The following is a 23,630-nucleotide window of genomic DNA, read 5'->3' as shown; positions in this document are numbered from 1 at the left end:
GCATGCTACGATTGTCGAATTCGGACAGGAGTAGAGCATGGGATTTGCTGAAAGGTACATTGCGTCGATTGGATCGAGCAATCTGATGGACGATGGGCAGCACCACCAAACGGACCCGCTTGCCGCCGCGGCATTAGCTGGTGATATCGGCGCGCTGCTATGTCGCGTAAAGTACGCCGATGGCACGCTCAACCGCCTGTTCGAGGGTAACCAGCAGAACCTGATGCAGCTGCTGCGCATCTGGACAGTTGAGGTGATCCGGCGCGGCCGGACGCGGCGATGGGTGCCAGAAAACACGGCCTGGGATGCGCAGTCGGCACAGGCGCTATATCGCCGCGTGGCCGAGAGATCGCTGGCGCACTGGCTGGATGGCAAGTGCAAAGGCTGCAGTGGTACTGGCGTCAAGGTGCTGCTCGGGAACGGGCAGTGCACCTCGTGCAAAGGAACCGGCGTGGCGCCCGTGTACGGCGTGGCTGGCCTGGAGCTGGAGCGCGTCAAGGACATGGTCAGCGAGTTGAGCGCCATTTACGACAGCCATTCCGGCAGGGCGAGCGGATTGTTACGCGGCGGAGACACCTAGCGCAGGTTTTCTTTAAACCTGTGTTTGCAAACAGTATTTCCGCGGTATACTGGGGACCTTAGTTCAAGAAAATTCTTCCGGAAATCGTAATGTGCGCACCGCGCCACCGATAGCTGGAACTCGCGATAGTACCCAGCCCTGCATCGGACCTGCTCGCCTTGAATTTACCGATTACGTTTCACGTCAGATCAAAAATTGAAGCCCGCCACCTTTTGGTCGCGGGTTTTTTGTTTTCAAGCTAGTCCTTCACGATCTGTCCACCAATTATTTTCAAGGATACAAGCCATTTAGAAACCATAGTGCTTGTTAGGTGGAAGGAGGAAGGAACAGCGAAAGTAATTTTCCGAAGTGGTACAGACGAGTACCTGTCGGTAGTGACTTCAAGTGGCTCATAAAAAATTGCTACTTGCTTGGTGAGCAGTCGCAGTAGGTCGTTTAGCTCGATATCATTTACAGAAACATATATTCTGAATCGAGTAGGTAAAGCAACCTCTAAATTTTTCATCTGGACGCCGCAGGTTGATAGAATAAAATTAATTATATGTCATCTTTTGTGTGAGCTTGCGCACTGTACATTTATCGAAGCTCATTAGGCTGAACAATGCCAGCACGAAGTAAATGGTCCCTTTGGTAGTTCAGGTCGGACCATATGCTACATCGAGGAAGATGGTAATCAGCGCGGCTTTCGCCGCATCTCAGGAGCGTGACTCAGTACGCGCAACGCAGTCCATTTGCTTACGTTGTGCTCTTGCAGATAAGCCTCCGCGGCCGCCATGCCAACTTCCACTGCCATGCGCACCGCAGTTTCGATGATTTCTTCAGTTTCTTTGTCTGGACGGGAACCCGTCAACGATTGGGGCGTAGCTCCAGGATCTTTTGGTATGCACATGTATTTCCCGATGGAAAATTAAATCATGGCGAAAATAGACACTCCCGAATTGATTTTCATCAATCGTTTGTCACGTGTGCAATTCAACGCGTAATTTTCAACATCTATGGTGCTTGGCGCACCGGCGGGTGGGGACCAAGCTAAGGCGTCATGCGGGGTGCTCCGGATCAGGCGCACGCACGTGGGCGATCTGCCTGCCGTGGTGTCGTACTGGCGCCATAGCGCTGAAGTGCTGGCCGTGCTGAATGCCGGCGACTCTATCGCGCTTTGGGTGCTTGGCATGACGATGCCGCCGGACAATTTGAGCGTCGACGGTGCATGAAACACTACATCTAGTAGGTCGGAATGAAGAAAAGCCGCAATTCCGCAGCGCCCATATCGGCGCGCCCGATGCCTCCGACCGAATTCACCGACCCACTGAACAATCGGTACATGCCCGCGCCCGAGGTGTTGAAGTGGGCCCGCGGCACCATCCTCACTGAAGGCGGCGCCCTCTACAACGAAGACCACGCCCACCTGGAATATGCCGATGTGCAGTTCCTGTGGGCGCCGCACGGCTTCAACAAGGCCGGCCGCACGGTGCTGGGCCAGTGCGAAGAAGTCACGTTCCGTTGTGGTCCGTGGCAGAAGGGCCGCCAGCAACAGCAGATGGGTGACTGGTTCGGCGCCGTGCCGGACTTCCTGATTACCTTGGACGCATCGTATTGCCTGACCTGCAGCGATGCCGAGTTCTGCGCGCTGCTCGAGCACGAGCTATTTCATATTGGTCAGGAGCTCGACGAGTTCGGCGCGCCAGCTTTCAACAAATACGGGCTGCCGAAGCTGTGCATGCGTGCTCATGACGTCGAGGAGTTTGTCGGCGTGGTCCGGCGCTACGGCGCCAGCGAGGACGTGCAGCGCATTATCGACGCAGCAAGGACGGCGCCAGAAGTGGCGAAAATCAACATAGCGAGGGCGTGCGGAACGTGTCTTCTAAAGGCTGCGTAGCCTTTACGTTGCTTTACAGGAAACTAAAACATGGCCGCACTCAAGGACGAGGTGAAGCTGTACATCGTCAACGCGCTGGCCTGTTTCGACTCGCCGACGCAGGTATCGATTGCAGTAAAGGAAGAATTCGGCCTCGACGTGCCGCGGCAGCAGGTGTCGCTGTACGACCCGAATACCTACGTCGGCCGCAACCTGAGCCAGAAGTGGCGAATGATCTTCGAAGAGACCCGGGCCAAGTTCCGTGCCACGGCCGAGGAAATCCCGATTGCCAGCAAGGCATTCCGCTTGCGGGGACTTGGCCGCCTGGCGCAGAAGGCCGAGAACATGCGCAACTTGCCGCTGGTGGCCAGCCTTTACGAGCAGGCCGCCAAGGAAGTAGGCGATATCTACGTGAACAAGGGTAAGGCCGAGCAGGCCGACCAGGCGCCCACACCTGTCGCCATTACCTTCGGCGTGAAAGACGCCAAGCGCCATGACGACAATCCAGTTTGACCTGAACGTCCCGCAATCTAGCTTTCTGCAGTTGCCGCACAAGTTCAAGGCCTATGTGGCCGGGTTCGGTTCGGGCAAGACGTTTGTGGGCTGCGCGGGCATTTGCGCTCACTTCTGGCAGTGGCCGGGCATTAACCAGGGCTACTTTGCGCCGACTTATCCGCAGATCCGCGACATCTTCTATCCCACGATGGAGGAGGTGGCCTACGCGATGGGCCTGCGCATCAAGGTGAAGCAGGGCGACCACGAAGTCGAGGTGTACGAGGGCCGCCGGTACCGTGGCACCGTCATCTGCCGCTCGATGGAAAAGCCGGAAACCATCGTCGGCTTCAAGATCGGCCACGCGCTGATCGATGAACTGGACGTGATGCCGCTGAAGAAGGCGCAGACGGCCTGGCGCAAGATCATCGCCCGTATGCGCTACAAGGTGCCGGGGCTGATGAACGGCATCGACGTGACGACGACGCCCGAGGGCTTCAAGTTCGTCTATCAGCAGTTCGTGAAGGCCATCCGGGATAAGCCAGAGCTGGCCAGCCTGTACGGCCTGATCCAGGCAAGCACGTTCGACAATGAGCTGAACCTGCCGGACGACTATATCCCGTCGCTGATGGCCAGCTACCCGCCTGCGCTGATCGATGCTTATCTGCGCGGCAGGTTCACCAATCTGACCAGCGGCAGCGTGTACGCCGACTTCGACCGCGCGCTGAACCATACGAACGAGATTATCCTGCCCGGCGAGCCGTTGATGGTGGGCCTGGATTTCAACGTGCAAAACATGACTGCCTGCATCAACGTGGTGCGGGAAGGGCTGCCGCGCACGCTGGCAGAACGGGTGCAAGTCCGCGACACGCCAGCCATGGCCAGGATCCTGAAGGAAGACTTCAAGGACAAAGGCCACCAGGTGAAGATTTTCCCAGATGCGTCCGGCCAGAACACCAGCAGCAAGAACGCGAGCGAGTCCGACCTGTCCATTTTGCGCCAGGCGGGCTTCATTCTCGAAGTGAATCACTCAAACCCTGCGGTCAAGGACCGGGTCAACGCCTACAACGGCATGATCCTGAACGCGCAGGGCGAGCGCCGCTGGAAGATCAACACTGATCAGTGCCCGACCACCACCGAGGCACTGGAGCAGCAGGTGTGGGGCGCCGACGGCCAGCCGGACAAGAAGTCTGGCCACGACCACCCGAATGACGCGAATGGCTACTTCCTAGTGAAGCGCTACCCGATCGTGAAGAGCACGACGACCACCGCGCCGCTGCGCATGTAACAACAAGGATTTTCATGACCGACGCCGTACGCAAACAATCAGCCGAAGCCGCGAAGCTGAACGAGGATTGTGCGCTGATCGCCGCGCTGCTGGGCGGCACCAAGACCATGCGGGCCGCCGGAAAGAAGTATCTGCCGCAGTGGCCCGGCGAGGACGATAAGAGCTACGAGCTGCGCCTGGCCGTGGCCACGCTGTTCCCGGCATATGCCCGCACCATCGATGTGCTGTCGGCCAAGCCGTTCAGCAAGCCGGTGACGCTGGGCGAGGATGTGCCGGAGCGGCTCAAGCCTTGGCTGCAAAATGTCGACCTGTCCGGCCGCGACCTACACAGCTTCCTGTCGGAGATCACCCAGGATGCGATGGGGTACGGCTTCGCCGGCATCCTGGTCGACTTCCCCAAGGCTGGAAACCTGGTCACGAAGGCCGACGAGCAGGCCGCAGGCGTACGTCCGTACTTCGTTCAGATCCACGTGCAGAACGTCCTGGGCTGGCTGCCGAAGAATGCGACCAGCCTGAACGGGCTGACCCAGTTGCGGCTGCTGGAAAGCGTGTCCGAGCCGAATGGCGACTTCGACACCAAGGAAATCGAGCAGGTGCGCGTCTTGGGGCGCGGCACCTGGCAGACCTGGCGTCAGCGCGAAACCGGCAGCAAGAAGGAATGGGCGCTGTACGAGGAAGGTGTCACCACGCTGGAGACAATTCCCTTCGTGCCGGTCTACGGCAAGCGCCTGGGCTACATGCAGGCCACGCCGCCGCTGCTTGAGCTGGCGCACAGCAACGTCGAGCATTGGCAGAGCAAGAGCGACCAGCAGAACATTTTGCACATCGCGCGCGTGCCAATCCTGTTCGCGAAGATGCTCGAAGGAAGTGATATTGCCGTCGGGGCCGGAACTGCAGTCAAGTCAGATTCGCCCGATGGCGACCTGAAATTCGTTGAACACGGCGGAAAGGCCATCGAGGCCGGCCGTCTGTCCATCCTCGACCTCGAAGACCGTATGCGCCAGGCCGGCGCCGAACTGCTGGTGATTAAGCCAGGCAACGTGACCGAATCCCAGACCCTGGCCGACAACGAACAGGGCGCATGCGCGCTGCAGAAGATCGCGAGCAACGTTGAGGACGCCGGCGATCAGGCGCTGCAGTTCCTGGCTGAATGGGTGGGTGAGGTCGAAGGTGGCCACATCACCATCTTCAAGGACTTCGGCGCAGCGTCGCTGGCCGAGGCCAGTGCCGAGCTGCTGTTCAAGAGTGTGGCCAATAACCGGATTTCCGGCGAAACCTACTTCAATGAACTGCAACGCCGCGGCATCGTGTCGCCAGACCTGAAGTGGGAGGATGAGCAAGAGCGCATCCAGTCCGCCCCGCCTGACCTCCTGGCGGCATAAATGGGCGCGCTCGAAGAGTGGATTGCCGAGATGTTTCTCGTGCACTCGCTGAACCTGCTGCGCTTTTCCGCTGGCACGCAAGAGAAGATACTGTTGCTGATGGCCGCCATGTCGAGGGAGCTGTCGGCCAAGCTGAGCGAGGGCGAGATATCGACATACGGCAAGCAGCGCCTGAGCGCGCTGCTGCGCGAGTCGAATGCGGTGATTTCGTCGCATTACACCGGCATGCAGGCCGAAATGACCCGCAACCTGACCGGCATGGTGCGCATCGAGGCCGATTACACGGCCAAAGTGCTGACGCAGGCGCTGAAGATCGAGCTGGGCGCTAAGTTGCCGCCGGCCACCTACCTCGAAAAGCTGGTCGGCGACACGTTGATCAAGGGCGCGTCTTCTGCGGACTGATGGAAACGCCAAGCGCTCGACACGCAGTTCCGCTTCGCCAGCCAGGTCCGGCTCGGCGCGGCACAGGGTGAAACGACCTCGCAAATCGTGGCGCGCGTCGTCGGCACCAGTGCCAAGGCCGTCGGCGATGCAGAGGTCATGCCCGGTATCCTGAAGACGTCCGACGCGAACGCTCGCGCTCTGGTGCACAGTTCGGTGCAGGCCGTGGCCAATGCCGCTCGCCTGGCGTCGTTTCAGCAGAACAGCGACCTGATCGAGTGCTTGGTGTGGCTGGCCACGCTGGATTCGCACACCTGCCTGCTGTGCGCCATGCGCGATCTGCGCGAGTACTCGCTGGACGACCAAGAGCCGATCAACCACACCCACGAGTGGGCGGGTGGGCCGGGCGGCATTCACTTCAGCTGCCGTTGCGTGCTCAGCACGCGCACCAAGTCATTCAAGGATGTGGGCATCGAACTGGACGAGCCGGGCAAGAGCATGCGACCCAGCGACGGCGGCCCGGTCAGCAGCAAATTGAGTTTTAAGGACTTCCTGGCTAGCAAGGACAAGGCCTGGCGGGCGGAGTACTTGGGCCCAGGGCGCGCCGAGATGTATGAGGCGGGGAAGATCACGCTGAACGACCTGATGAACATCAGGGGGCGCAAGCTGACTTTAGATGAGTTGCAACTGAAATATCGATAAGACTGGCTGTTTGAATATGGGATATCATCCAGCTATGAATAATTTTAAGTCTTCGCAGTGTGTCAAAAATTCCATGCAGGTTGACGTGAGAATATTATGACCTTGATGCGACTGCGTATTGATTATTGGACAATTTCTCCTGCCATTCCATTATTTGATGAAGATGTCGATTTTAATTCGTCCGGAATATGGATAAAAATTGATTGCCAGTATGAAATTTGGAAAACGATTCATTTGTTTATGAGTTGGCAATGTATCGCTCCCGCAAATATCGACGGGATGGTTGGTCATTTTATTATTGATGAGGTCTCAAAATGTCCGATAGATGAAGGCACTTGGCTTCGTATTAGATTAAAATTTTTCCCCATACAAATATAATTGTCACTACGTTTTTAAATAATTTCAGGCCGCCTGGGCAACCAGGCGGCTTTTTTTATGCCGCAAGCGGACGCGACGCGGTGCACGGCCTGAAGGCCATTCACATGGGCGGATGCCCAGAAAGCCACCAAATGAAACTCAAACTCGATGCAAATGGTAATGTCGTTGTCCAGGATGGCAAGCCAGTCTACGTACATGACGACGGGAAGGAAGTCCCGTTCGATGCAGTCGCCGCGGTGCAGAAAATCCAAGGCCTGAACGGTGAGGCAAAGTCTCACCGCGAAGCGAAGGAGGCTGCCGAAGCTAAGCTGCAAGCGTTCGCTGGCATTGACGACCCTGCCGCTGCTACGAAAGCGATCGAACTGATGAAGAACGTCGATGAAGGCAAGTTGGTCGCGGCCGGCAAGGTTGAAGAAATTAAGCTGGCAGCGAAGAAGGCAGCAGAAGAGCAGGTCGCCGCTGCCAACAAGGCCCACGCCGACGAGCTGGCACGCACCAAGACCGAACTGGATGCCATCACCGGCAACCTGTATTCGGAAATGATCGGCGGCAGCTTCAATCGCTCGAAACTCATCTCCGAAAAGTTCGCCATTCCGGTCGACCTGGTCCAGGCGCGCTTCGGCCAGGCGTTCAAGGTCGAGGCCGGCAAGATCGTCGCCTACGACGGTGCAGGCAACAAGATTTTCTCGCGCGCCCGCCCTGGCGATGTGGCCGACTTTGACGAAGCGCTCGAAACCCTGGTGGATCAGTATCCGTACAAGGATCAGATTCTCAAGGGCTCGGGCGCATCCGGCGGCGGTGCGCAACAACCAAATGGCGGTGGTGGCGGCCAAAAACAAACGGGCAATCTCGGCGGGACGCGCGAAGAGCGTGCCGCTGCTTTTGCTGCTCAATATCCTGAATTAGCGAAAGGCTAAAAATGTCCCTCTCCCAAATGCAAGTTTTCAATAAGTACATCATGCCAGCGACCATCGAGACGCTGGCGCAGATGGTGGAAAAGTTCAACGCGGCCAGTAACGGCGCCATCCGTCTCACGACCGAAGGCTTCGAAGGCGACTTCCTGCAAGAATCGTTCTTCGCTGCCATTCATTCGGCGCAGCGCCGTGTGAATCGCTACGGCGCCAATGGTGCGGCTGCAGCTACGGATTTGACCCAGCTGAAACACAGTTCGGTCAAGATCGCCGGTGGCTTCGGCCCGATCCGTTTCGAGCCCTCGCAGATGACCTGGTTGCACAAGCCGACCGCGGAAGGCATCGAAGTTGCCTCGCGCAATTTTGCCGAAGCGATGATGGCGGACCAGCTGAACACCGCGATTGCAGCCCTGGTCGCTGCCATCAGCAACAACGCCAACACCGTCAACGATGTGAGCGCGACCCAAGGCGTGGACTATATCGCCATGAACGAAGCCCACGGCAAGTTCGGTGACCACAGCGGCAATCTGGTTGCGCAGATCATGAATGGCACGACGTTTCACAAACTGATCGGCACCAACCTGGCCAATGCAAAGCAGCTGTTCCAAGCCCAGAACGTCCGCGTTGTCGATATCCTCGGCAAACCCGTGGTTGTCACCGACGCGCCAGCGCTGTATTCGGCCGCTGTCGGTGCGTCGCCAGGCCCTGCTGCACCTGCGAAGCTGCGCGTGTTGTCGCTGGCCGAAGGTGCTGCAACCGTCACCGACGGTTCGGACATCATCAGCAACATCGAAACGACCAATGGCAATCAGCGCATCGAAACCACGATGCAGGTCGATTACACGTTTGGCCTGGGCTTGAAGGGTTACACCTGGGATGAAGCTTCGGGCGGCAAGTCGCCAACCGATGCTGCTCTCGCTACCGGCTCCAACTGGGACAAGATTGCCACCAGCGATAAGCACACGGCAGGCGTGATCACCATCGGTGACGCGACCAAGTAAGCCGCTGCCGCGCCTCCAAGCGGGGCGCGGCATCTTCCATCAAGCAGAAAATGGAGTATCAAATGGGAAAAGATCAAAATAACATCTGGTATCTCGCGGGACCGATGTTCCAATACAACGAGGATGTCAAGGCGCTGGCGCGCCAGGCCGGCCTCAAGATCGTTGATTCAACCGTCGCTGTTGACCGCGTGAATGCTGCTGAAGACGTGCCGGAAGTTACGATCAAGGCAGAATATGCTGAGCGGGCCATGCCCACGAATGGCGACCACGCTCCGACCGCAGCCGATCTCCTCTCAGCTCGTGCTGACCTGCTCGCAGCGAGCGACCTGCTGCTGGAGCGCGAGCGCGCACTGGATGAGCGTGAGCAGCGTCTGGTCGAGGCGAAGGAGCGCATCGAGGCGCTGGGCGCCGCCAATGAAATCGAAGCGCAGCGCCTGCGCAACGAAGCCGCGAGCCTGCAGGCTGCCAAGGATGCCGCTGCTGCCGTCACCGTGTCCACCGCTCCGCCGCCGGCCGCCACTGCCACCTCGACTGATAAGCCAACCAAAGCCGCCAAGGCATAGATACTGGCCAGCACCTCTCGCTGCGCGCGGGCATTCCACATCAGGACCATCATGCTCATCACTGAAACTGGCGCCGGCCTGACCGATGCCGAATCCTATGCCAGCGTCGCCGCGGCGGATGCGCGATGCATTTGCCTGGGTCTAACCGCCTGGGCGGCGCTGACCGAAGCGTCCAAGGAGATCGCCTTGCGCAAGGCCACGCAGTTCATGGCCACTTACCGCATGCGCTGGGCCGGCCGCCGGGTGTATCAGCACCAAACGCTGGACTGGCCACGCTACAACGTAGTCGTGGACGGCTTCATTGTTCCCAGCACTACCGTTCCTGCGGACGTGGTCAATGCCTGCATCGACCTAGCCGTGCGTGCCGGCAGCGGCGAGGATTTGCTGCCAGACCTCGATACCGGCTCGAACGCGATAAAAAAAGACAAAACGGGACCGCTTGAAACGGAGTACTTCCAGAACACCACGGATGCGCGCGAGCGCTTCGTGGCCGTGGACGCGCTCCTGGCGCCGTATTTTGGCTCGGCCGGTGGCGGCAATTCGATCAGGGTGGTGCGAGCATGAGCAGATTCCCTGTAGTGCAAATCGAGGGTTGCGCTGCGCACGAGAATACGTACAGCCATAACGGCAAGGTGTGGACGGTCACAAACCTCATCGCTCGCTCCAAGGATCTGGAGCCGTTTGACCTGCCACTGGCGGCTATCTATCTCGGCACCGAAGTCTGGTCGCCAGAAGGCTCGCCGTTCGGCATGGCGCACCACATGCGGCGCGCGCTGGACGTTGACACCCGTCATCCGGTGATTCTGAGCCAAGAGGGCTTCATCATGGACGGCTGGCATCGCGTGCTGCGCGCGCTGATTGACGGCAAGGCCGCCATCAAGGCGGTCCGCTTCAGTAAGACTCCGCCGCATGACTATCTGAAGGCTGACTGATGACCGACTACGCAAAGACGGCCGCGCGTGCCGACGCTTCGCTGCGCCGCAAGGGCGGCATCGTGGTGCTGCGCCAGGTGGTGACAGCTGAATACGACCCAGACCTAGGCGCGGCGCCCAGCACCACCACCGACTACGAAGGCACGGGCGTCAAGATCAATTACGAGGCCGAGAATATCGACGGCACGCTGATTCTGGCTGGCGACCAGCAGCTGTTGCTGTCGCCGCTGCAGCGCAACGGCACTCCCATGCCGGCGCCGACGGCGGCCGACCTAGTGCTGTTCGGCGGCGCCAGCTACACGGCGAAGGCCGTCGAAACCACAGCGCCGGTCGACGTGGCCGTGCTGTACACGCTGCAACTCAGGGGGCTTTGATGGTCAGTATGTCGTTTTCGATGCAGATCGCCGAATTCATCGCCAAGACCAAGGCGAGCCAGGACCTGGTGGTGCGCGCCATCACCATGAAGATTGACAACAAGCTGGTGCAGCGTTCGCCGGTCGGTGACGCCAAGTTCTGGAAGCACAAGCCGCCACCTGGTTATAGCGGTGGTCGCTTCCGCGCCAATTGGCAGCTTTCCATCGGCTCGCCTGCCGCCGGCGTGCGCGACCTGATCGACAAAGACGGCAGCGCCACCATCGCCGCCCACGGCAGCACGATCAGCTCGGCTAAGGCGGGCGACGTGATTTACATGGTGAACAACCTGCCTTACGCAAAGCGCATCGAGGAGGGCTGGTCCCGCCAGGCGCCCGTGGGCGTGGTGATGCTGACGGTCGTGGAATTCCGCACCATTGTGGACAACGCCGTGAACGGCGTGCGCGACGGAACCACCGCAAGCGAGTTCGCCCAGGGCTATTCGAGCTATAAATTATGAGCCAATCAACAATACGCGCTGCGCTGGAGGCGGCACTGTTCAGTCTCACGCCAGCCATCGATACCGCATGGCAGAACGTGCCGTACACGCCGGTCACTGGCCGGGCATACCAGGCAGCCTATTTGCTGCCGGCGGAACCGGCCAATCATTCCATGGGTGATGGCTCTCGCCAGGAGAGCGGCATCTTCCAGGTCAGCTTGCTGTATCCGCCGGGGCAGGGGACTGCCGCTGCCGGCGCGCGCGCTGAAATGATCAGGGAGCTGTTCCACCGCGGCGCAAGCTTCACGAAGGGCGATTTGACTGTGCAGATCGAGCGCACACCGGAAATCGCCAGCGGCCGCGAGGAAGGCGACCGCTGGATGGTCCCTGTCAAGATTCGCTGGTTCTGCAACCTGTAAGCCGCATCACCCCACACAGATCGCCTCGGCGGTCTTTTTTTTCGACCAAAGAAAGGCAATCCACACCATGACCACTGCAAACGGCATCGACAGCCTGCTCGTTATCGGCAAGCAAACAGCGGAAGGCACGAAGGCCCTGGCCGCCGCCGGCCGCCTCTATCCGCGCGTGACAGCGACGTTCGACACGGACGCCGACAAGTACTCGAGCAACGAGATCGACCCGAGCCAGCAACAGAGCGACACGCGCCTGGGCAACTTCCGGACCTCCGGCGCCATCAAGGGTGAAGCCAGCTGCGGTACTTACGCCGTGCTGCTGGCCGCGCTGCTGCGCCGCGACTTCACGGCCGGCGGTACCACCGCGGCGCAAAATACCATCGCATCGGGCGCAACAGGCCTGACGCGCAGCGCAGGCTCCTGGCTGGCCGACGGCCACCGCGCCGGTACCGTCGTGCGCATCGGTGGCTTCCTGACCACGGGCGCCGCCAACAACGGCAAGAATTTCTTCATTACGTCCGCCACGGCCCTGAAGCTGACGGGCCAGTTCATGAACGGCAGCGCCATGACTGTCAAAGCCGAAGGCGATCCGGTGACGGTGACCGCGACCGGCAAGCGCAGCTTCACGCCGCTGGCCGGCCATACCACCGACTGGTTCACGGCGGAAGTGCAGGATCCGGGCATTGGCGTCAACCGCTGCTTTATCGACCAGCTGGTTAGCAAGGTCGACCTGGCCGTGCAACCCAACGGCATCACCAGCATGGATTTCACGCTGATGGGCAAGCTGGAAGATGCAACCACGCCGGTGGCGTACTTCGCGGTACCGGCCGCCACGCCCGGCACCGGCAAGTTCTCCGGCGCCACCGCGATGCTGTCGGTGGCGGGCATCCCGTCGCAAATCTGCACGGGCATGTCGTTGTCGCTGGATGGCCAGGTCAAGATCGATCCGGTGATCGGTTCGAAGTTCGCCACGGCCGCCTCGCGCGGCAAGGTGCTGGGCAGCGGCCAGTTCACGGTGCTGATGCAGGACTCGGCATACATCGACTACTTCAAGCAGGAAGTCGTGCTGTCGCTGGCCTATGCCATGGCGGCTAGCACGGCGCCGCTGGCTGAGGTCATGACGATCGCCATGGGCCGCATCAAGATCACGTCGGCCAAGGTCGATGATGGCGAAAAAAACAAGATCATCACCTGCGCCTTCGACATCCTGCGCTACCAGGGCATCGACGCGCAGCACGAGGCCACCACCGTGGCGTTCCAGGATACGAGCCTGGTGTAAGCAATATGCCCGGCCATGCGCCGGGCTTCGTTCGGCAACCGTTTAACTGCGGTTTTTTTGCGCCCGATGGGGCTTAATATGAAAGGCAATCGCCATGCAAGAATTGAAATTTAACGACCACACATTCAAACTGGTTGAAAGCGACGGGAAAACGTGGCTCACGGCTGCGGATATTGCCACGGCCCTCGGCTACAGCAGGACGGACCAGGTGTCCCGCATTTTTTTGAGGCATCAGAGGGAGTTTTCACCTTCGATGACGCTGATTTTTCGGAACACCACTTTGGGTTTTGGCATACAACCATCGGACACGCGCCTGTTCAGTTTGCGCGGCGCTCACCTGGTCGGCATGTTTGCAAGGACAAATAGAGGTGTCGAGTTCCGCGCATGGGTGCTCGATCAGCTTGATGAACTCGAGCGTCAGGCATCGCCCACACGTTCACTGATGGCCGCCTGGTTCAAGGCAAAGGCGGCTGCGGACGACCAGGATCGCTTTGCCAGTATGTGCGGCAAGGGTCTGAGTGAGCATAAGACCCGCAAGCCACCGCTTGCCGAGCGGTTGCATCAGATCAGCATCCAGATTCAACCATCACTTCTTTCCTGACCCGGCCAAGCGCCGGGTTTTCTTTTGGCGCAAGCCGAGCCCAGCACCGACCGGTCGCTGTCGCCTTCGTGGGCGCGGCGGCCGGCACGGGCACTTATCAAAACCCACGAAAGGCACCACCCATGAACACCACCCAAGCACCTGCAGCCCTGAACGCCGCTCAAGTCATCGCCGTCGCCGGCTTCGACATCGCCAACCTGTCCGCGCCTGCCGCGCGCGTGACCTTCGACGTGCCCGTGATCTTCGATGCCGACGGCGAGCCCTTGGCCGGTATCAAGATCGTCGGCAAGAACTCTGACGAGTACCGCAAGGAAAGCCACGCGGTTCGCGCTGAAGGCTACAAGAAATCGGCGCGCCGCAAGACGGCCATCGACGCTTCGACGGATGAAGGCGCCGATCAGCTGGTGCACGTCATCGATGACAACCAGAAACGCCTGGCGCTGGCCGTGGCCGTTGACTGGTACGGCTTCACCAGCAACGGCGCGCCGGTCCCCTTCGACAAGACCCTGATCGCCACGGCGTTCGACAAATACCCGACCTGGCAAGACCGCATCATGGCCGCATTGGAAAACGACGCCAATTTTTTGAAGGTCTGATCCAGAGCTTGCTGCTGTATGCCGATCACCTGTTTGATCGTGCTTCAGCAGCCGGCGATGGAAATGCAAAGGGCGACCACATAGACACCGCCCGGCAAAACCCGCTTTATCGCGCGCCCGAGGCGCCGGCCGTGCCGCAGTTGCCGCCTGAACTGTCCTACATCTGGACCTGGTTCGCACAACTGAACCAGAAGCGCCAATGTGGCATGGCCGTGAACTCGTTGACCAGTGCCGAGATATTGGCTTGGCAGGCGCGCCACGGCGTTCGCTTCGAACCATTCGAAGAGGCAGTCATTGATCGCCTTGATGTGTTGTTTATACATCATCAAAACAAGAAGGAAAAATAATGCCTGATATCGCCGAGCTTGGCCTTTCGATTGACACGCGCCAATTGGAGCAGGGCGCCCAGGCCATGGATCGCCTCGGCGCCGCCAGTGAGAGTGTCGAGAAGAAGGTCGACAGCGCGACGACGGCCATAGACAAACTTGGCAAGGCGAGCGCGGACGCCAAGGGTAAAACTGCGGAAGGTGCAGCCGCTGTCGATGCCGTGGGCGAGGCAGGCGCGCGCGTGGTCCAAAAGGTGGATGCTGCGACCGCATCTATCGACGCGATGGGCGCCACTGCTAACCGCATCCGCACGGTATTCCTGGGCGGCAGTAACACGCTCGATGGGTTTATGGGCTCATCTATGGGCGTCTGGCGTAGCAGTGAGGCCGCCGCCTCCGGGATTGATAGTCTCGGCAATGCCACCGAGCGTACTTGGAAGAAGCAGGCTGACTACAACGGTGCGATGGCCGACACGACCCGCATCATGCGGCAGGCCGCCGAAGCAGCTCGAACCCTGGAAGAGTCCAATCACAGAATGCTGATGCAGCTGCAGCGTGAGATCGATACTTTCGGAATGGCACGCGGCGAGTTGGAGCGCTATCGCGCAGCCGAATTGGGCTTGGGGAGCGCGGCCCAGACCAAGGCAGCGGCATTGGGCAATAGCATTGATGCCATGCATCGCGAGGAGCGGGCCGCGCGGGATGCCGCCAGCGCGCAGGATCGTGCGGCCCAGGCTGGCGATCGCTTTATCAAAAGTCTGCAGGACCAAGTGGCCACGTTGGGCATGACGACCCAGCAGCTACAAACCTATCGAGCCGCCCAATTGGGTGTATCCGACGCCGCGTCACCGCTGATCAACAAGCTGGCCGAGGCCGGAGCCGGCGCGAAGTCAGCGGGCGGCCACATGGAGGGCTTGAGCTTCCAGTCAGCCAGTGCGAAGCGCGAACTGCTGGTACTCGCCCATGAGTTAAGCCAAGGCCAGTTCCAGCGTTTTGGCGGCTCGATGATGGTGCTGGGCGAGCAGACTGGTGCTGCTGGCCTGCTATTCAGCGCCGCCGGCTTAGCTGCACTGGCCTTTGCTGCAGCCTTGGGCACGGTGGCGTACGCCATGATCAAAGGCGCAAGCCAGCAGCGAGAAATGAATAATGCACTGATCTCGACGAACAATTACGCTGGCGCTACGAGTGATTCGCTCAACGAAATGGCGCGTGCTGCGACTACCGCTGGCGGAAGCATTCGAGAGGCAAAAAAGGTGGTAACCGATTTGGCGGGAAGCGGGAAATTTACAAGTGAGCAGATCGGATATATCACGAGCGCCGTAATTGCCCTAGAGTATGCCGGCAGTAGCAGTGCAAAAAATACCATAAAAGAATTCGAGTCCCTCGCGGTGCAAATGACTGGCAATGGCGCTCGCTCTACGGAAGCTATTACTCGCGCAGCGTTGAAGCTTGATGACACATATCACTTCTTGACCATTGAGGTATTTGCTCACATTCGCGCTCTAGAAAAAGAAGGCGATCAAAAGGCCGCATCTGCTCTGGCAACGTTGGAGTTTGCAAAAGCGGGGGAGGATGGAGCCAAGAAAATGCTCGCCAATCTCAGTGATGTCGCGCATGCCTGGCACGAGGTTACAAAAGCGATTGGTGATGCGGTGGACGCAATTGGGGAGTTTGGACAAAAGAATACTCCAGCCAAAGACGTCAAAAATTACAGCTTCCGTTTGAACGAGTTTGATCGGGAGTTAAAAGAAAGTAATGTTCGTTTGGGGCGAGCGCCAGATTCCATTTCTCCGGAGATGGACGCAACGAGAACAAAAATCGTGTTGGGCCTCACCGCTGCGGTTGAGAAATTGAATATTGCGCAGGCAGAGGGTATTGGCCAAGGCGATGAGCAGCAGAAAAAGTCTGCCTTAATGCATGATATGCAACGTATGCAGGCTGCAGATGATAAGCGCAAGGAGGAATCTCTCGGCCGTCTGAATATTGAACTGGAGAAGAACAGGAGGACGCAGCAAGGGCTCATCGACTTGAATTCTAGCGACCCCCTCATCCTGGCCATGATCACGCCGGAGGCCATCGAGGCGCGCCGCCTCGCGACTATCAAGGAATTCTCGAAGAAACCGACGGCTGCGAAAGTGGACCAACCCGAGAACATCCATTTGTCCGCGCAACTGAAGCAGTTCGAACGCGAGACAGCAGACACTAAGGCGCACTTCGACGCGCTTGGTAAGTTAGACGATCTTTACTTTCGGGCCGGGAATCTTTCGGCTGAGCAGTCCTACGAGAATAAGCGGTCGTATGCGCTTGCAACCTATGAGGCTGAGGTTGATGGTTATCAACGTGAACTGGCTGCCCTCAAAAGGCATAAGAGTGCGACTAAGGCGGAGGAGGAGCGGCACCAAAAGGAGATTGAGGCTATACAAGGCAAACTTGATGGTGCCGAAAAGACATTTTTTGCGGATCGGAAGTATCGCGATGAAGAGGAGCGGTTGCGCAAGGATGCTTTAACTGCGGCTTCCAATGATGCAATGAACAAGTACGTTTCGAGCATCAATCAAGAAGCGCAGAAGATCGAAGAGGCAAATCGTGGCCGCGAGGTCTCGCGCGGTTCCATCGAACGCGAGGCTGTAGCGCAACTAGATCTGGCCATCGCTTACCAGAAGCAGTTCATGGCCGGCCAAGCCGCAGCTGGTGCGACGGAGGTGGAACTGGCGCAAGCACCCGCCATTCTGAAATATCTGGAGGACCAACGCTCTGCGCGCGCGCGCCTGGCGCAAGGGCTGGATGCCCAAAGCGACGCCAAGCACATGGAAAACCTCGCCAATCAGGCTATCAAGGACTGGGACCGTGCTGGCAAATCGATTGCTGACAGCTTGTCCACCGCATTCGGAAATGGAGGTAAAGCAATTGGTCAGATGTTCAAGGCTTACAGCGAGGGTGTTGCCGGGCAACTGCGGGCGCAAAAGGAATTGCGCGAAGCGAAGAAGCTGAGCGACGACAATCCTGACAGAATCGCAGCCATCAACCGCGCGCAGCTGTCGGGCGCCACAGCACAAATCAAATCCTACGCAGACATGACTACGGCGGCACAGGGCTTCTTTAGCGAGGGATCGAGGGGCTACCAAGCCATGGCAGCAGCATCGCAGGTGATGCATGCAGCTGAGGTTGCTCTGACGGTAGTAAAAGGGATTAATGCTGTGCTGACGCAAGGCGAGGGCGACCCCTATACCGCTTTTGGTCGTATGGCTGCTATGGCTGCCGTTGTGGCAGCCCTTGGTGTTGCTATCGGCGGTGTGAGTGGAACGGACACGACCGCCAAGGACCGCCAAGCTGCAACTGGTACCGGGACGGCGCTGGGGGATTCGTCGGCGAAGTCAGAATCGATCGCACACAGCCTGGCCATTATGGAGAAAAACTCCGGCCTGGGCCTGGCTTATTCCTCTTCGATGGTGGTCTCGCTCAAGCAGATCGTATCGGGCATCGGTGGCCTTGGCAGTTTGTTGGTGCGCACCTCTGGTGTTACCGGGGCGATTGCCGCAGATAGTAAGGGAGGCGCAGCAGCATTTGGCGCCTCCACAATGGGCGTGGCGTTAACTGGTGGCATTATCGGTTTGACACTGGACAAACTTACCGGAGGTTTGATAGGCAAGATCACGGGCGGTGTGCTTGGCTCGATTTTTGGAGGGAAGGTTAGCACCCTTGATACCGGGCTGACCGCTTCGAAGGCTTCGTTGTCGCAGGTGCTCGCCAGCGGCATGACTACGAGCCAGTACACCGATATTAAAAAAAGCGGTGGCTGGTTCTCCAGTGACAAGTACAGCAGCCCTATGACTGCACTTGGTGCGGAAGCAGATGGCCAGTTCACCAAAATCATTTTGGGCATGCGTTCGACCATTGTCGGGGCTGCTGATGCGCTCGGCATGGGGGGCGATGCCTTTACCGCTCGTTTGAATACGTTTGTGGTTGATCTTGGGAAAATCAGCCTGAAGGACTTGAAGGGTGACGAACTGCAGAAAGCCTTGGAAAGCGCCTTTTCGAAGCTGGGCGATGACATGGCCAAGTTCGGCGTGGGCGGCCTGGAAAAATATCAGGCTGTCGGCGAGGGCTATCTGGAAACATTGGCGCGAGTTGCCAACAACTACATGCAAGTGTCGGACGTGCTTGCCGTGCTGGGCAAGTCCTTTAACACGACTGGCCTGGGTGCGGTGGCGCTCAGCGAAAGCCTGATCGCTGCCGCTGGTGGCCTTGAGACGTTGACCAGCGGCACGAGCTACTTCGTTGAGAATTTCCTGACGGAAGCAGAGCGCATGGCGCCGATTACGAAGTCGGTGAACGATGCCATGGGCAAGCTGGGACACTCTGGCGTCACCACGGTCGAGCAGTTCAAGGCCTTGGTAATGGCGCAAGACTTGAACACGGCCGCTGGCCAGTCCATGTATGCGCAGCTGATCGCCATCGCCGAACCATTCAAGAAGGCAGCCGACTACGCGGCCGAGCTGGCCGGTACCACGGGCGACCTGGCTGCCGCGAACAAGACTGCCAGTGAGATCGCCAGCGAACGCCGTGACCTGCAAAAGCAGCTGAACGAGCTGACGAAAAGCGAAACGGAGCTGCTGGCCATCCAGCGCGCCGGCATCGCCGACATCAACAAGGCGCTGTTTGACCAGGTGCAGGCGGCGAAGGCGGTGGTGTCGGCTAAGGATGCGCTGGCCAAAGCCTATGACACCGAATCGGCCGCGGCCAAGACGGCGCTGGAGAAATCGAAAGCGTGGGTGACCACCCTGAACGGCCTGAACGCGAGTATGAACCTGGGCAACCAGTCCATTCTGACGCCGGAGCAGAAATACGCCGAGGCGCGGGCCCAGTTCGAGAAGACCCTGGCAGCGGCCAATGCCGGCGACACGACGGCGCAATCCGGACTGTCCGCCGCCGAGCAGGCGTTCCTGAGCGCCTCGCAGGTGGTCAATGCGTCGGATGCCAAATACGCCGCTGATTACGCGCGCGTCATCGCGGCGAACCAGGACGCGGCGAAATGGGCTGCGGCGCAGGTCGACGTGCAGCAGGCCAGCCTGGACGCGCTCAAGGCTCAGGTATCAGGCCTGATCACCATCAACGACAGCGTGCTGACAGTGGCGCAAGCCATTGCCAATCTGCATGTGGCGATGGGCACGGCGACCGGCTTGGGCGTGCAGTTCGACGGCTCCCACGCCGGCGGCCTGGCCAACGTGCCGTTCGACGGCTACGCAGCCGAGTTGCACGAGGGCGAAGTGGTGGTCGATGCGCCAGCGGCGGCAGCCATGCGCCGTTACTTTGGGGGCGCGCCAAGCCAAGGGGGTGGCAACACCGATGCTCTGGTGGCCGAGATTCGTGGACTGCGTGAAGACAACAAGGGCATGCGTGAGGAAATCAAGGGCTTGCGTGCCGATCAGGGCAAGCAAACCGGCGCCGCCATCCAGGCCACAGTCGAATCGAACGCCGTTGCCGCAAAAACCGTGGTGGACGGCATCGACAAATCTGCCCGGGCAGCCGCTCGGGTGAAACAGGTGGAGTACAGCAAATGACTGATGCGCAATTTCTGGAATGGCTGGAGACACCTTCGGCCATTCGCATGGTGCTGATCGAGGTGCAGGTGAACGTGGCAGGCCAGGAGGTGACGCGGTTTATCGCCTCTCGGCCGTATCTCACGGGCACGCTCGAGGTGCCGGCGAATACCGAGTACCTGCCGCTGGCCACGGGCGGCCTGGCCTTCACCGAGCAGGTAAGCCTGACGGGCGAAGCGGGATTGTCCGGCGGTGATATCGAGCTGGACAATGCTGATGGCGCGCTCGATGGCTGGCTCGCCGACGTCTGGCGGAACCGGCCGATCAAGGTCTGGTCGGGCGACCTGCGTTGGCCGCGCGCGGATTTTCGCCTGGTCTTCGACGGCATCATTGCCGACGTGGGCAGCACGGACCGCAATGCGATCAATCTGGCGCTGCGCGACAAGCTGCAGCGCCTGGACACGCCCATCACCGAGGCCAAGCTGGGCGGCGTTTCGACCAACAAGGACGTTACGCTGCCGATCCCGCTGGGCGAATGCCACAACGTGGCGCCGCTGCTGACGAACCCGGCGACGCTGGAATACGGGTTTCTCGGCGCGGTCGACTCGATTTTCGAGGTGCGCACCAACGGCAAGCCCGTGCCGATCACGGTCGACAACGCTGCGGGCCGCTTCAAATTGACCATCAACCCGCTGGCCAATGTGGTGACGGCCAGCGTGCAGGGCGACAACGCCGGCGGCTATGCGCCACGGATCGCACCGCTGGTGCAGCGCATTGCCACCGGCTACGGCAAGGCGGACGACCGTTTCACTGCTGCCGACCTGGACCTGGTCAACCTGGCCGCCTTCGACGCAGCCCATCCGCAGCTGGTGGGCCTGTATGTAGCAGACCGGACCAACCAGGCGCAGGCCATCCAGCAGCTGGCGTCCAGCGTGGGCGCGCAAGCGCTGATGTCGCGCACCGGCAAGTTGCGCCTGATCCAGATCGCGCTGCCAGCCGCTGGCGTGCCGGTCGAGATCGGCCCCGACCAGATGCTGGAGGGTTCGCTGCATCCGTCGCAGCGGCTGGCCGTGGTGGCGGCCGTCAAGATTGGCTACGACCGGAACTGGACCGTGCAGGCCAACCTGACGACGAGCATTCCGCCCGCGCATGCCGACCTGTACGCCACTGAGTGGCTGACGGAGACGGTAGTCGATGAGGCGGTCAAGGCGCGCTACCGCTTGACCGATGATCCGCCGCAAGTCGATACATGCCTCAAAACCACCGAAGACGCCCGTGCGGAGGCGGCGCGGCGCCTGGCGCTGCACAAGGTGCAACGCACGATTTACGAGTTTGACGGAGAGCCGGAAATGATGCTGCTGGAATTGGGGCAGCCCGTGGTGCTGCGCGATAGCCGGTTTGGCCTGCAGGACGGCGTACCGGGCGTGGTGGTGACCCTGTCGCCGTCCTGGCTGACCGGCCGCGTCACCGTCGGGGTGTTGGCATGACCCCCATCGGCGGTACCCGGGACCGCTTGATCATGAGCACCGTGCCGCGCTTCGCGCCTGCCAGCGACCGGGTGCTGCTGCTGGCGGCCACGGCGCAAGCCTTCAAGGTGGCGGCCACGACGATCGCGGCGCCGGCGAGCATCGACTTTACCTCCGGTCTTGTGAATTTGCAGGGACAGGTGACGTTTTCGACAAGCAATGCCAGCGTGCTGACGCGCGTCGGCAACGTGGCCACCTTGACGTATGGCGGCATGGTGGGCGACAGCGTGACGGTCACGGCGAGCATCGTGGCCGATGGCCTGACCTATACGGCCAGCCAGACCGTCAGCAAGATATTCGACGGCGTGACTGGCAATTCTTCGCGCGTCTGCTACAGCAAGACCAACCTGTCCTCGCTGGCCAGCGCGCCGGCAACGATCAGCACAGAAGGAAGTGCTTCATTTCCGCCACTTAGCACCTGGGGCGCTGGCACAGTTTGGGAGGGTTCCCCGCAGGCTTTCGGCGCCGGCGAATCGCTGTACCGGTCTGACGGTATTTTCAACCCGGCCAGCGGGACCACCAGCTGGGCCGCACCTTACCTCAATGCACTGAAGGTGGGGCAGCTGAGCGCGATTGCCGTCGACGCTGGCGCGATCAAGGCGGGAGATTTTCAGGGTGTCACGATCCATGGCGGCAGCGGCTACCCGCACAGCGGCTATGCCTGGCCCAGCAATCTAGGAACAGGCTTTCATTTAAGCGCAAGCGGCCTGCTGCTCGGAAACGTCGCGCTTGGCAAATATGTGCAGATCGATGCCGAGGGCAATATTTATGCTCCGAAATTTTCCATTGTTAATGGCTCCCCCATTTTCAGCGGTGCGCTGGGCGCGGCAACCGGTACGTTTGCTGGCGCGCTGCAAGCGGCCACGGGTACTTTTGCGGGGGAGTTAAAGGCCGCGACAGGCACCTTTGGCCTGATTCGTAGTGCAACGAATGGCCAGCGGACGGAATACGACAGTAACGGTATCCGGATTTATAACGCTGCGGGTAATTTAATTGCCAGATTTGGAGTGTGGTGACATGCCATGCGGACTGCAACTTTGGGATGGTGTGAATGGCGCACTGTACCTCGACACAACAATGCTGATCGGGCGCTTGATTGGCCAGATTGATATCGGTACCGCGACCTCCGGATCGGCGACCTTCGCTGGACTGGCATCTGGTACACCCTTTGCCATTCCGCTGATGGGCAAGGGCCAGCCAGGCTGGTTTTATGAAAATTTCACTCTGCCCGTATGCGTATTTTCTGGCGATTCGGTTTCATGGACACGGTACCGACCTGCAGAATATCCCAGCCCCAACCTGCCACCGTGCACATTAATCTTGGGAATTAAATAATGACTGCCGGTTTCCAGTTGAAAAATGAAGGGCGTGACGATTATCAAATCGATGGCATGTATCGCTCTATGGTGCTGTCGCGCCACATCCAGGTCGTGACTGACACCGATCGAGGTGGAGACGAAGGGATCTACCAAGGCCCGGATCTTGTCAATGCCAGCTACGTGATTGTCCCGGTTGTGGCCGGTGAGATTGTTGCCTGGCGCTGCGACGCGTATTGCGTTGTCACATCGGTCAGTGGGGGGACTGCGCTCATCTTGTCTGGCGGCCCGGTAGGGACGATGATTGATCTTTATTTTTTCTTGCCCATTACTACCTCGAACGCGACGGCAGGCGCTCAGGTATTTCGCGACGACGGCACGCTGGTTTTTTGTGCGTCCAAGAAGCCGCTGGTTTTTGCTGGCGTGACCAACGGCGACGGCGTATTTAGCTATACGCCAGGTCGGAGCTATGCAGCGATTTGCATTACCGCATACATGAAAATGATGGTGACAGTGTTCGGCGCTCAACCTGCGGTATCCGCACTGTATGTGGAAATGATGGGCATGGTAAAGGCTGTTGGCGGAGGCGTGCAGATCGACAAGCGTATGACATTCAGTTATTTCGCGGCGAACGCTGGGCAGGCTGTGTATTTTCCCGTGCGTGGCGAAACGCCGCATGGGAATGTGTTTGCTGTTATTGACGTGACTGGATATTGAA

General features: G+C 59.5%; 25 protein-coding genes and 1 pseudogene. All 26 read left to right on the top strand.

The window, feature by feature from the left end:
* Window positions 1-37: 37 nt before the first annotated feature.
* Window positions 38-580, top strand: coding sequence for a hypothetical protein (locus tag O0880_RS14420; protein WP_289887083.1), 543 nt, complete (start codon window positions 38-40; stop codon window positions 578-580).
* A gap of 1,070 nt (window positions 581-1,650) precedes the next feature.
* The gene (locus O0880_RS14415; RefSeq protein ID WP_289887082.1) at window positions 1,651-1,791 is read left to right on the top strand and encodes a hypothetical protein; all 141 of its coding nucleotides are present in this window, start codon (window positions 1,651-1,653) and stop codon (window positions 1,789-1,791) included.
* A gap of 68 nt (window positions 1,792-1,859) precedes the next feature.
* On the top strand, window positions 1,860-2,456 hold the full coding sequence (locus O0880_RS14410; protein WP_289887359.1) for a putative metallopeptidase: 597 nt from the start codon (window positions 1,860-1,862) through the stop codon (window positions 2,454-2,456).
* A 30-nt stretch (window positions 2,457-2,486) separates the two neighbouring features.
* The gene (locus O0880_RS14405; protein ID WP_289887081.1) at window positions 2,487-2,948 is read left to right on the top strand and encodes a DUF2280 domain-containing protein; all 462 of its coding nucleotides are present in this window, start codon (window positions 2,487-2,489) and stop codon (window positions 2,946-2,948) included.
* On the top strand, window positions 2,929-4,215 hold the full coding sequence (locus O0880_RS14400) for a terminase family protein (RefSeq protein ID WP_289887080.1): 1,287 nt from the start codon (window positions 2,929-2,931) through the stop codon (window positions 4,213-4,215). The genes O0880_RS14405 and O0880_RS14400 overlap by 20 nt, the downstream gene beginning before the upstream one ends.
* 14 nt (window positions 4,216-4,229) lie before the next feature.
* Complete coding sequence (locus O0880_RS14395) at window positions 4,230-5,597, top strand: DUF4055 domain-containing protein (RefSeq protein ID WP_289887079.1); 1,368 nt, start codon at window positions 4,230-4,232, stop codon at window positions 5,595-5,597.
* Window positions 5,598-5,999, top strand: coding sequence for a hypothetical protein (locus tag O0880_RS14390; protein WP_289887078.1), 402 nt, complete (start codon window positions 5,598-5,600; stop codon window positions 5,997-5,999). It begins immediately after the preceding gene.
* Window positions 6,000-6,059: 60 nt separating this feature from the next.
* Window positions 6,060-6,680, top strand: a pseudogene (locus O0880_RS14385) (phage minor head protein); the annotation flags it as partial.
* 96 nt (window positions 6,681-6,776) lie between these two features.
* Window positions 6,777-7,058 (top strand): hypothetical protein, encoded by a 282-nt coding sequence (locus O0880_RS14380; RefSeq protein ID WP_289887077.1) that lies wholly within the window; start codon window positions 6,777-6,779, stop codon window positions 7,056-7,058.
* Window positions 7,059-7,189: 131 nt separating this feature from the next.
* Window positions 7,190-7,975, top strand: coding sequence for a DUF6651 domain-containing protein (locus O0880_RS14375; RefSeq protein WP_289887076.1), 786 nt, complete (start codon window positions 7,190-7,192; stop codon window positions 7,973-7,975).
* Between the two features lie 2 nt (window positions 7,976-7,977).
* Window positions 7,978-8,970: a major capsid protein gene (locus tag O0880_RS14370; RefSeq protein ID WP_289887075.1), complete on the top strand. Its 993-nt coding sequence runs from the start codon at window positions 7,978-7,980 to the stop codon at window positions 8,968-8,970.
* Between the two features lie 62 nt (window positions 8,971-9,032).
* Complete coding sequence (locus O0880_RS14365) at window positions 9,033-9,533, top strand: hypothetical protein (protein WP_289887074.1); 501 nt, start codon at window positions 9,033-9,035, stop codon at window positions 9,531-9,533.
* A gap of 51 nt (window positions 9,534-9,584) precedes the next feature.
* On the top strand, window positions 9,585-10,097 hold the full coding sequence (locus O0880_RS14360) for a DnaT-like ssDNA-binding protein (protein WP_289887073.1): 513 nt from the start codon (window positions 9,585-9,587) through the stop codon (window positions 10,095-10,097).
* Complete coding sequence (locus O0880_RS14355) at window positions 10,094-10,465, top strand: hypothetical protein (protein WP_289887072.1); 372 nt, start codon at window positions 10,094-10,096, stop codon at window positions 10,463-10,465. Before O0880_RS14360 ends, O0880_RS14355 begins: the two co-directional genes overlap by 4 nt.
* Window positions 10,465-10,839 carry a hypothetical protein gene (locus O0880_RS14350; RefSeq protein WP_289887071.1) on the top strand — a complete coding sequence of 125 codons (375 nt, stop codon included), beginning with the start codon at window positions 10,465-10,467 and terminating at the stop codon, window positions 10,837-10,839. Before O0880_RS14355 ends, O0880_RS14350 begins: the two co-directional genes overlap by 1 nt.
* Before the next feature lie 20 nt (window positions 10,840-10,859).
* Window positions 10,860-11,336, top strand: a complete 477-nt coding sequence (locus tag O0880_RS14345; RefSeq protein WP_289887070.1) for a hypothetical protein — start codon at window positions 10,860-10,862, stop codon at window positions 11,334-11,336.
* The gene (locus tag O0880_RS14340; protein ID WP_289887069.1) at window positions 11,333-11,734 is read left to right on the top strand and encodes a DUF4128 domain-containing protein; all 402 of its coding nucleotides are present in this window, start codon (window positions 11,333-11,335) and stop codon (window positions 11,732-11,734) included. Before O0880_RS14345 ends, O0880_RS14340 begins: the two co-directional genes overlap by 4 nt.
* Before the next feature lie 67 nt (window positions 11,735-11,801).
* Window positions 11,802-13,007, top strand: coding sequence for a phage tail tube protein (locus O0880_RS14335; RefSeq protein WP_289887068.1), 1,206 nt, complete (start codon window positions 11,802-11,804; stop codon window positions 13,005-13,007).
* 94 nt (window positions 13,008-13,101) lie between these two features.
* The gene (locus O0880_RS14330; protein WP_289887067.1) at window positions 13,102-13,608 is read left to right on the top strand and encodes a BRO family protein; all 507 of its coding nucleotides are present in this window, start codon (window positions 13,102-13,104) and stop codon (window positions 13,606-13,608) included.
* A gap of 122 nt (window positions 13,609-13,730) precedes the next feature.
* Window positions 13,731-14,204 (top strand): hypothetical protein, encoded by a 474-nt coding sequence (locus tag O0880_RS14325; protein WP_289887066.1) that lies wholly within the window; start codon window positions 13,731-13,733, stop codon window positions 14,202-14,204.
* A gap of 8 nt (window positions 14,205-14,212) precedes the next feature.
* Window positions 14,213-14,551 (top strand): hypothetical protein, encoded by a 339-nt coding sequence (locus O0880_RS14320; RefSeq protein WP_289887065.1) that lies wholly within the window; start codon window positions 14,213-14,215, stop codon window positions 14,549-14,551.
* Window positions 14,551-20,091 carry a phage tail length tape measure family protein gene (locus O0880_RS14315; protein WP_289887064.1) on the top strand — a complete coding sequence of 1,847 codons (5,541 nt, stop codon included), beginning with the start codon at window positions 14,551-14,553 and terminating at the stop codon, window positions 20,089-20,091. Before O0880_RS14320 ends, O0880_RS14315 begins: the two co-directional genes overlap by 1 nt.
* Window positions 20,088-21,557: a hypothetical protein gene (locus O0880_RS14310; RefSeq protein ID WP_289887063.1), complete on the top strand. Its 1,470-nt coding sequence runs from the start codon at window positions 20,088-20,090 to the stop codon at window positions 21,555-21,557. The genes O0880_RS14315 and O0880_RS14310 overlap by 4 nt, the downstream gene beginning before the upstream one ends.
* The gene (locus O0880_RS14305; protein ID WP_289887062.1) at window positions 21,554-22,612 is read left to right on the top strand and encodes a hypothetical protein; all 1,059 of its coding nucleotides are present in this window, start codon (window positions 21,554-21,556) and stop codon (window positions 22,610-22,612) included. The genes O0880_RS14310 and O0880_RS14305 overlap by 4 nt, the downstream gene beginning before the upstream one ends.
* Window position 22,613: 1 nt before the next feature.
* On the top strand, window positions 22,614-22,931 hold the full coding sequence (locus O0880_RS14300; protein ID WP_289887061.1) for a hypothetical protein: 318 nt from the start codon (window positions 22,614-22,616) through the stop codon (window positions 22,929-22,931).
* Window positions 22,931-23,629 (top strand): hypothetical protein, encoded by a 699-nt coding sequence (locus O0880_RS14295; RefSeq protein WP_289887060.1) that lies wholly within the window; start codon window positions 22,931-22,933, stop codon window positions 23,627-23,629. The genes O0880_RS14300 and O0880_RS14295 overlap by 1 nt, the downstream gene beginning before the upstream one ends.
* Window position 23,630 lies beyond the last annotated feature (1 nt).

This window comes from Janthinobacterium sp. SUN118 (genome assembly GCF_030397695.1).
Classification (GTDB): domain Bacteria; phylum Pseudomonadota; class Gammaproteobacteria; order Burkholderiales; family Burkholderiaceae_D; genus Janthinobacterium.
Note: the sequence above shows the minus strand (reverse complement) of the source record. Positions and strands in the feature narration are given on the sequence as shown.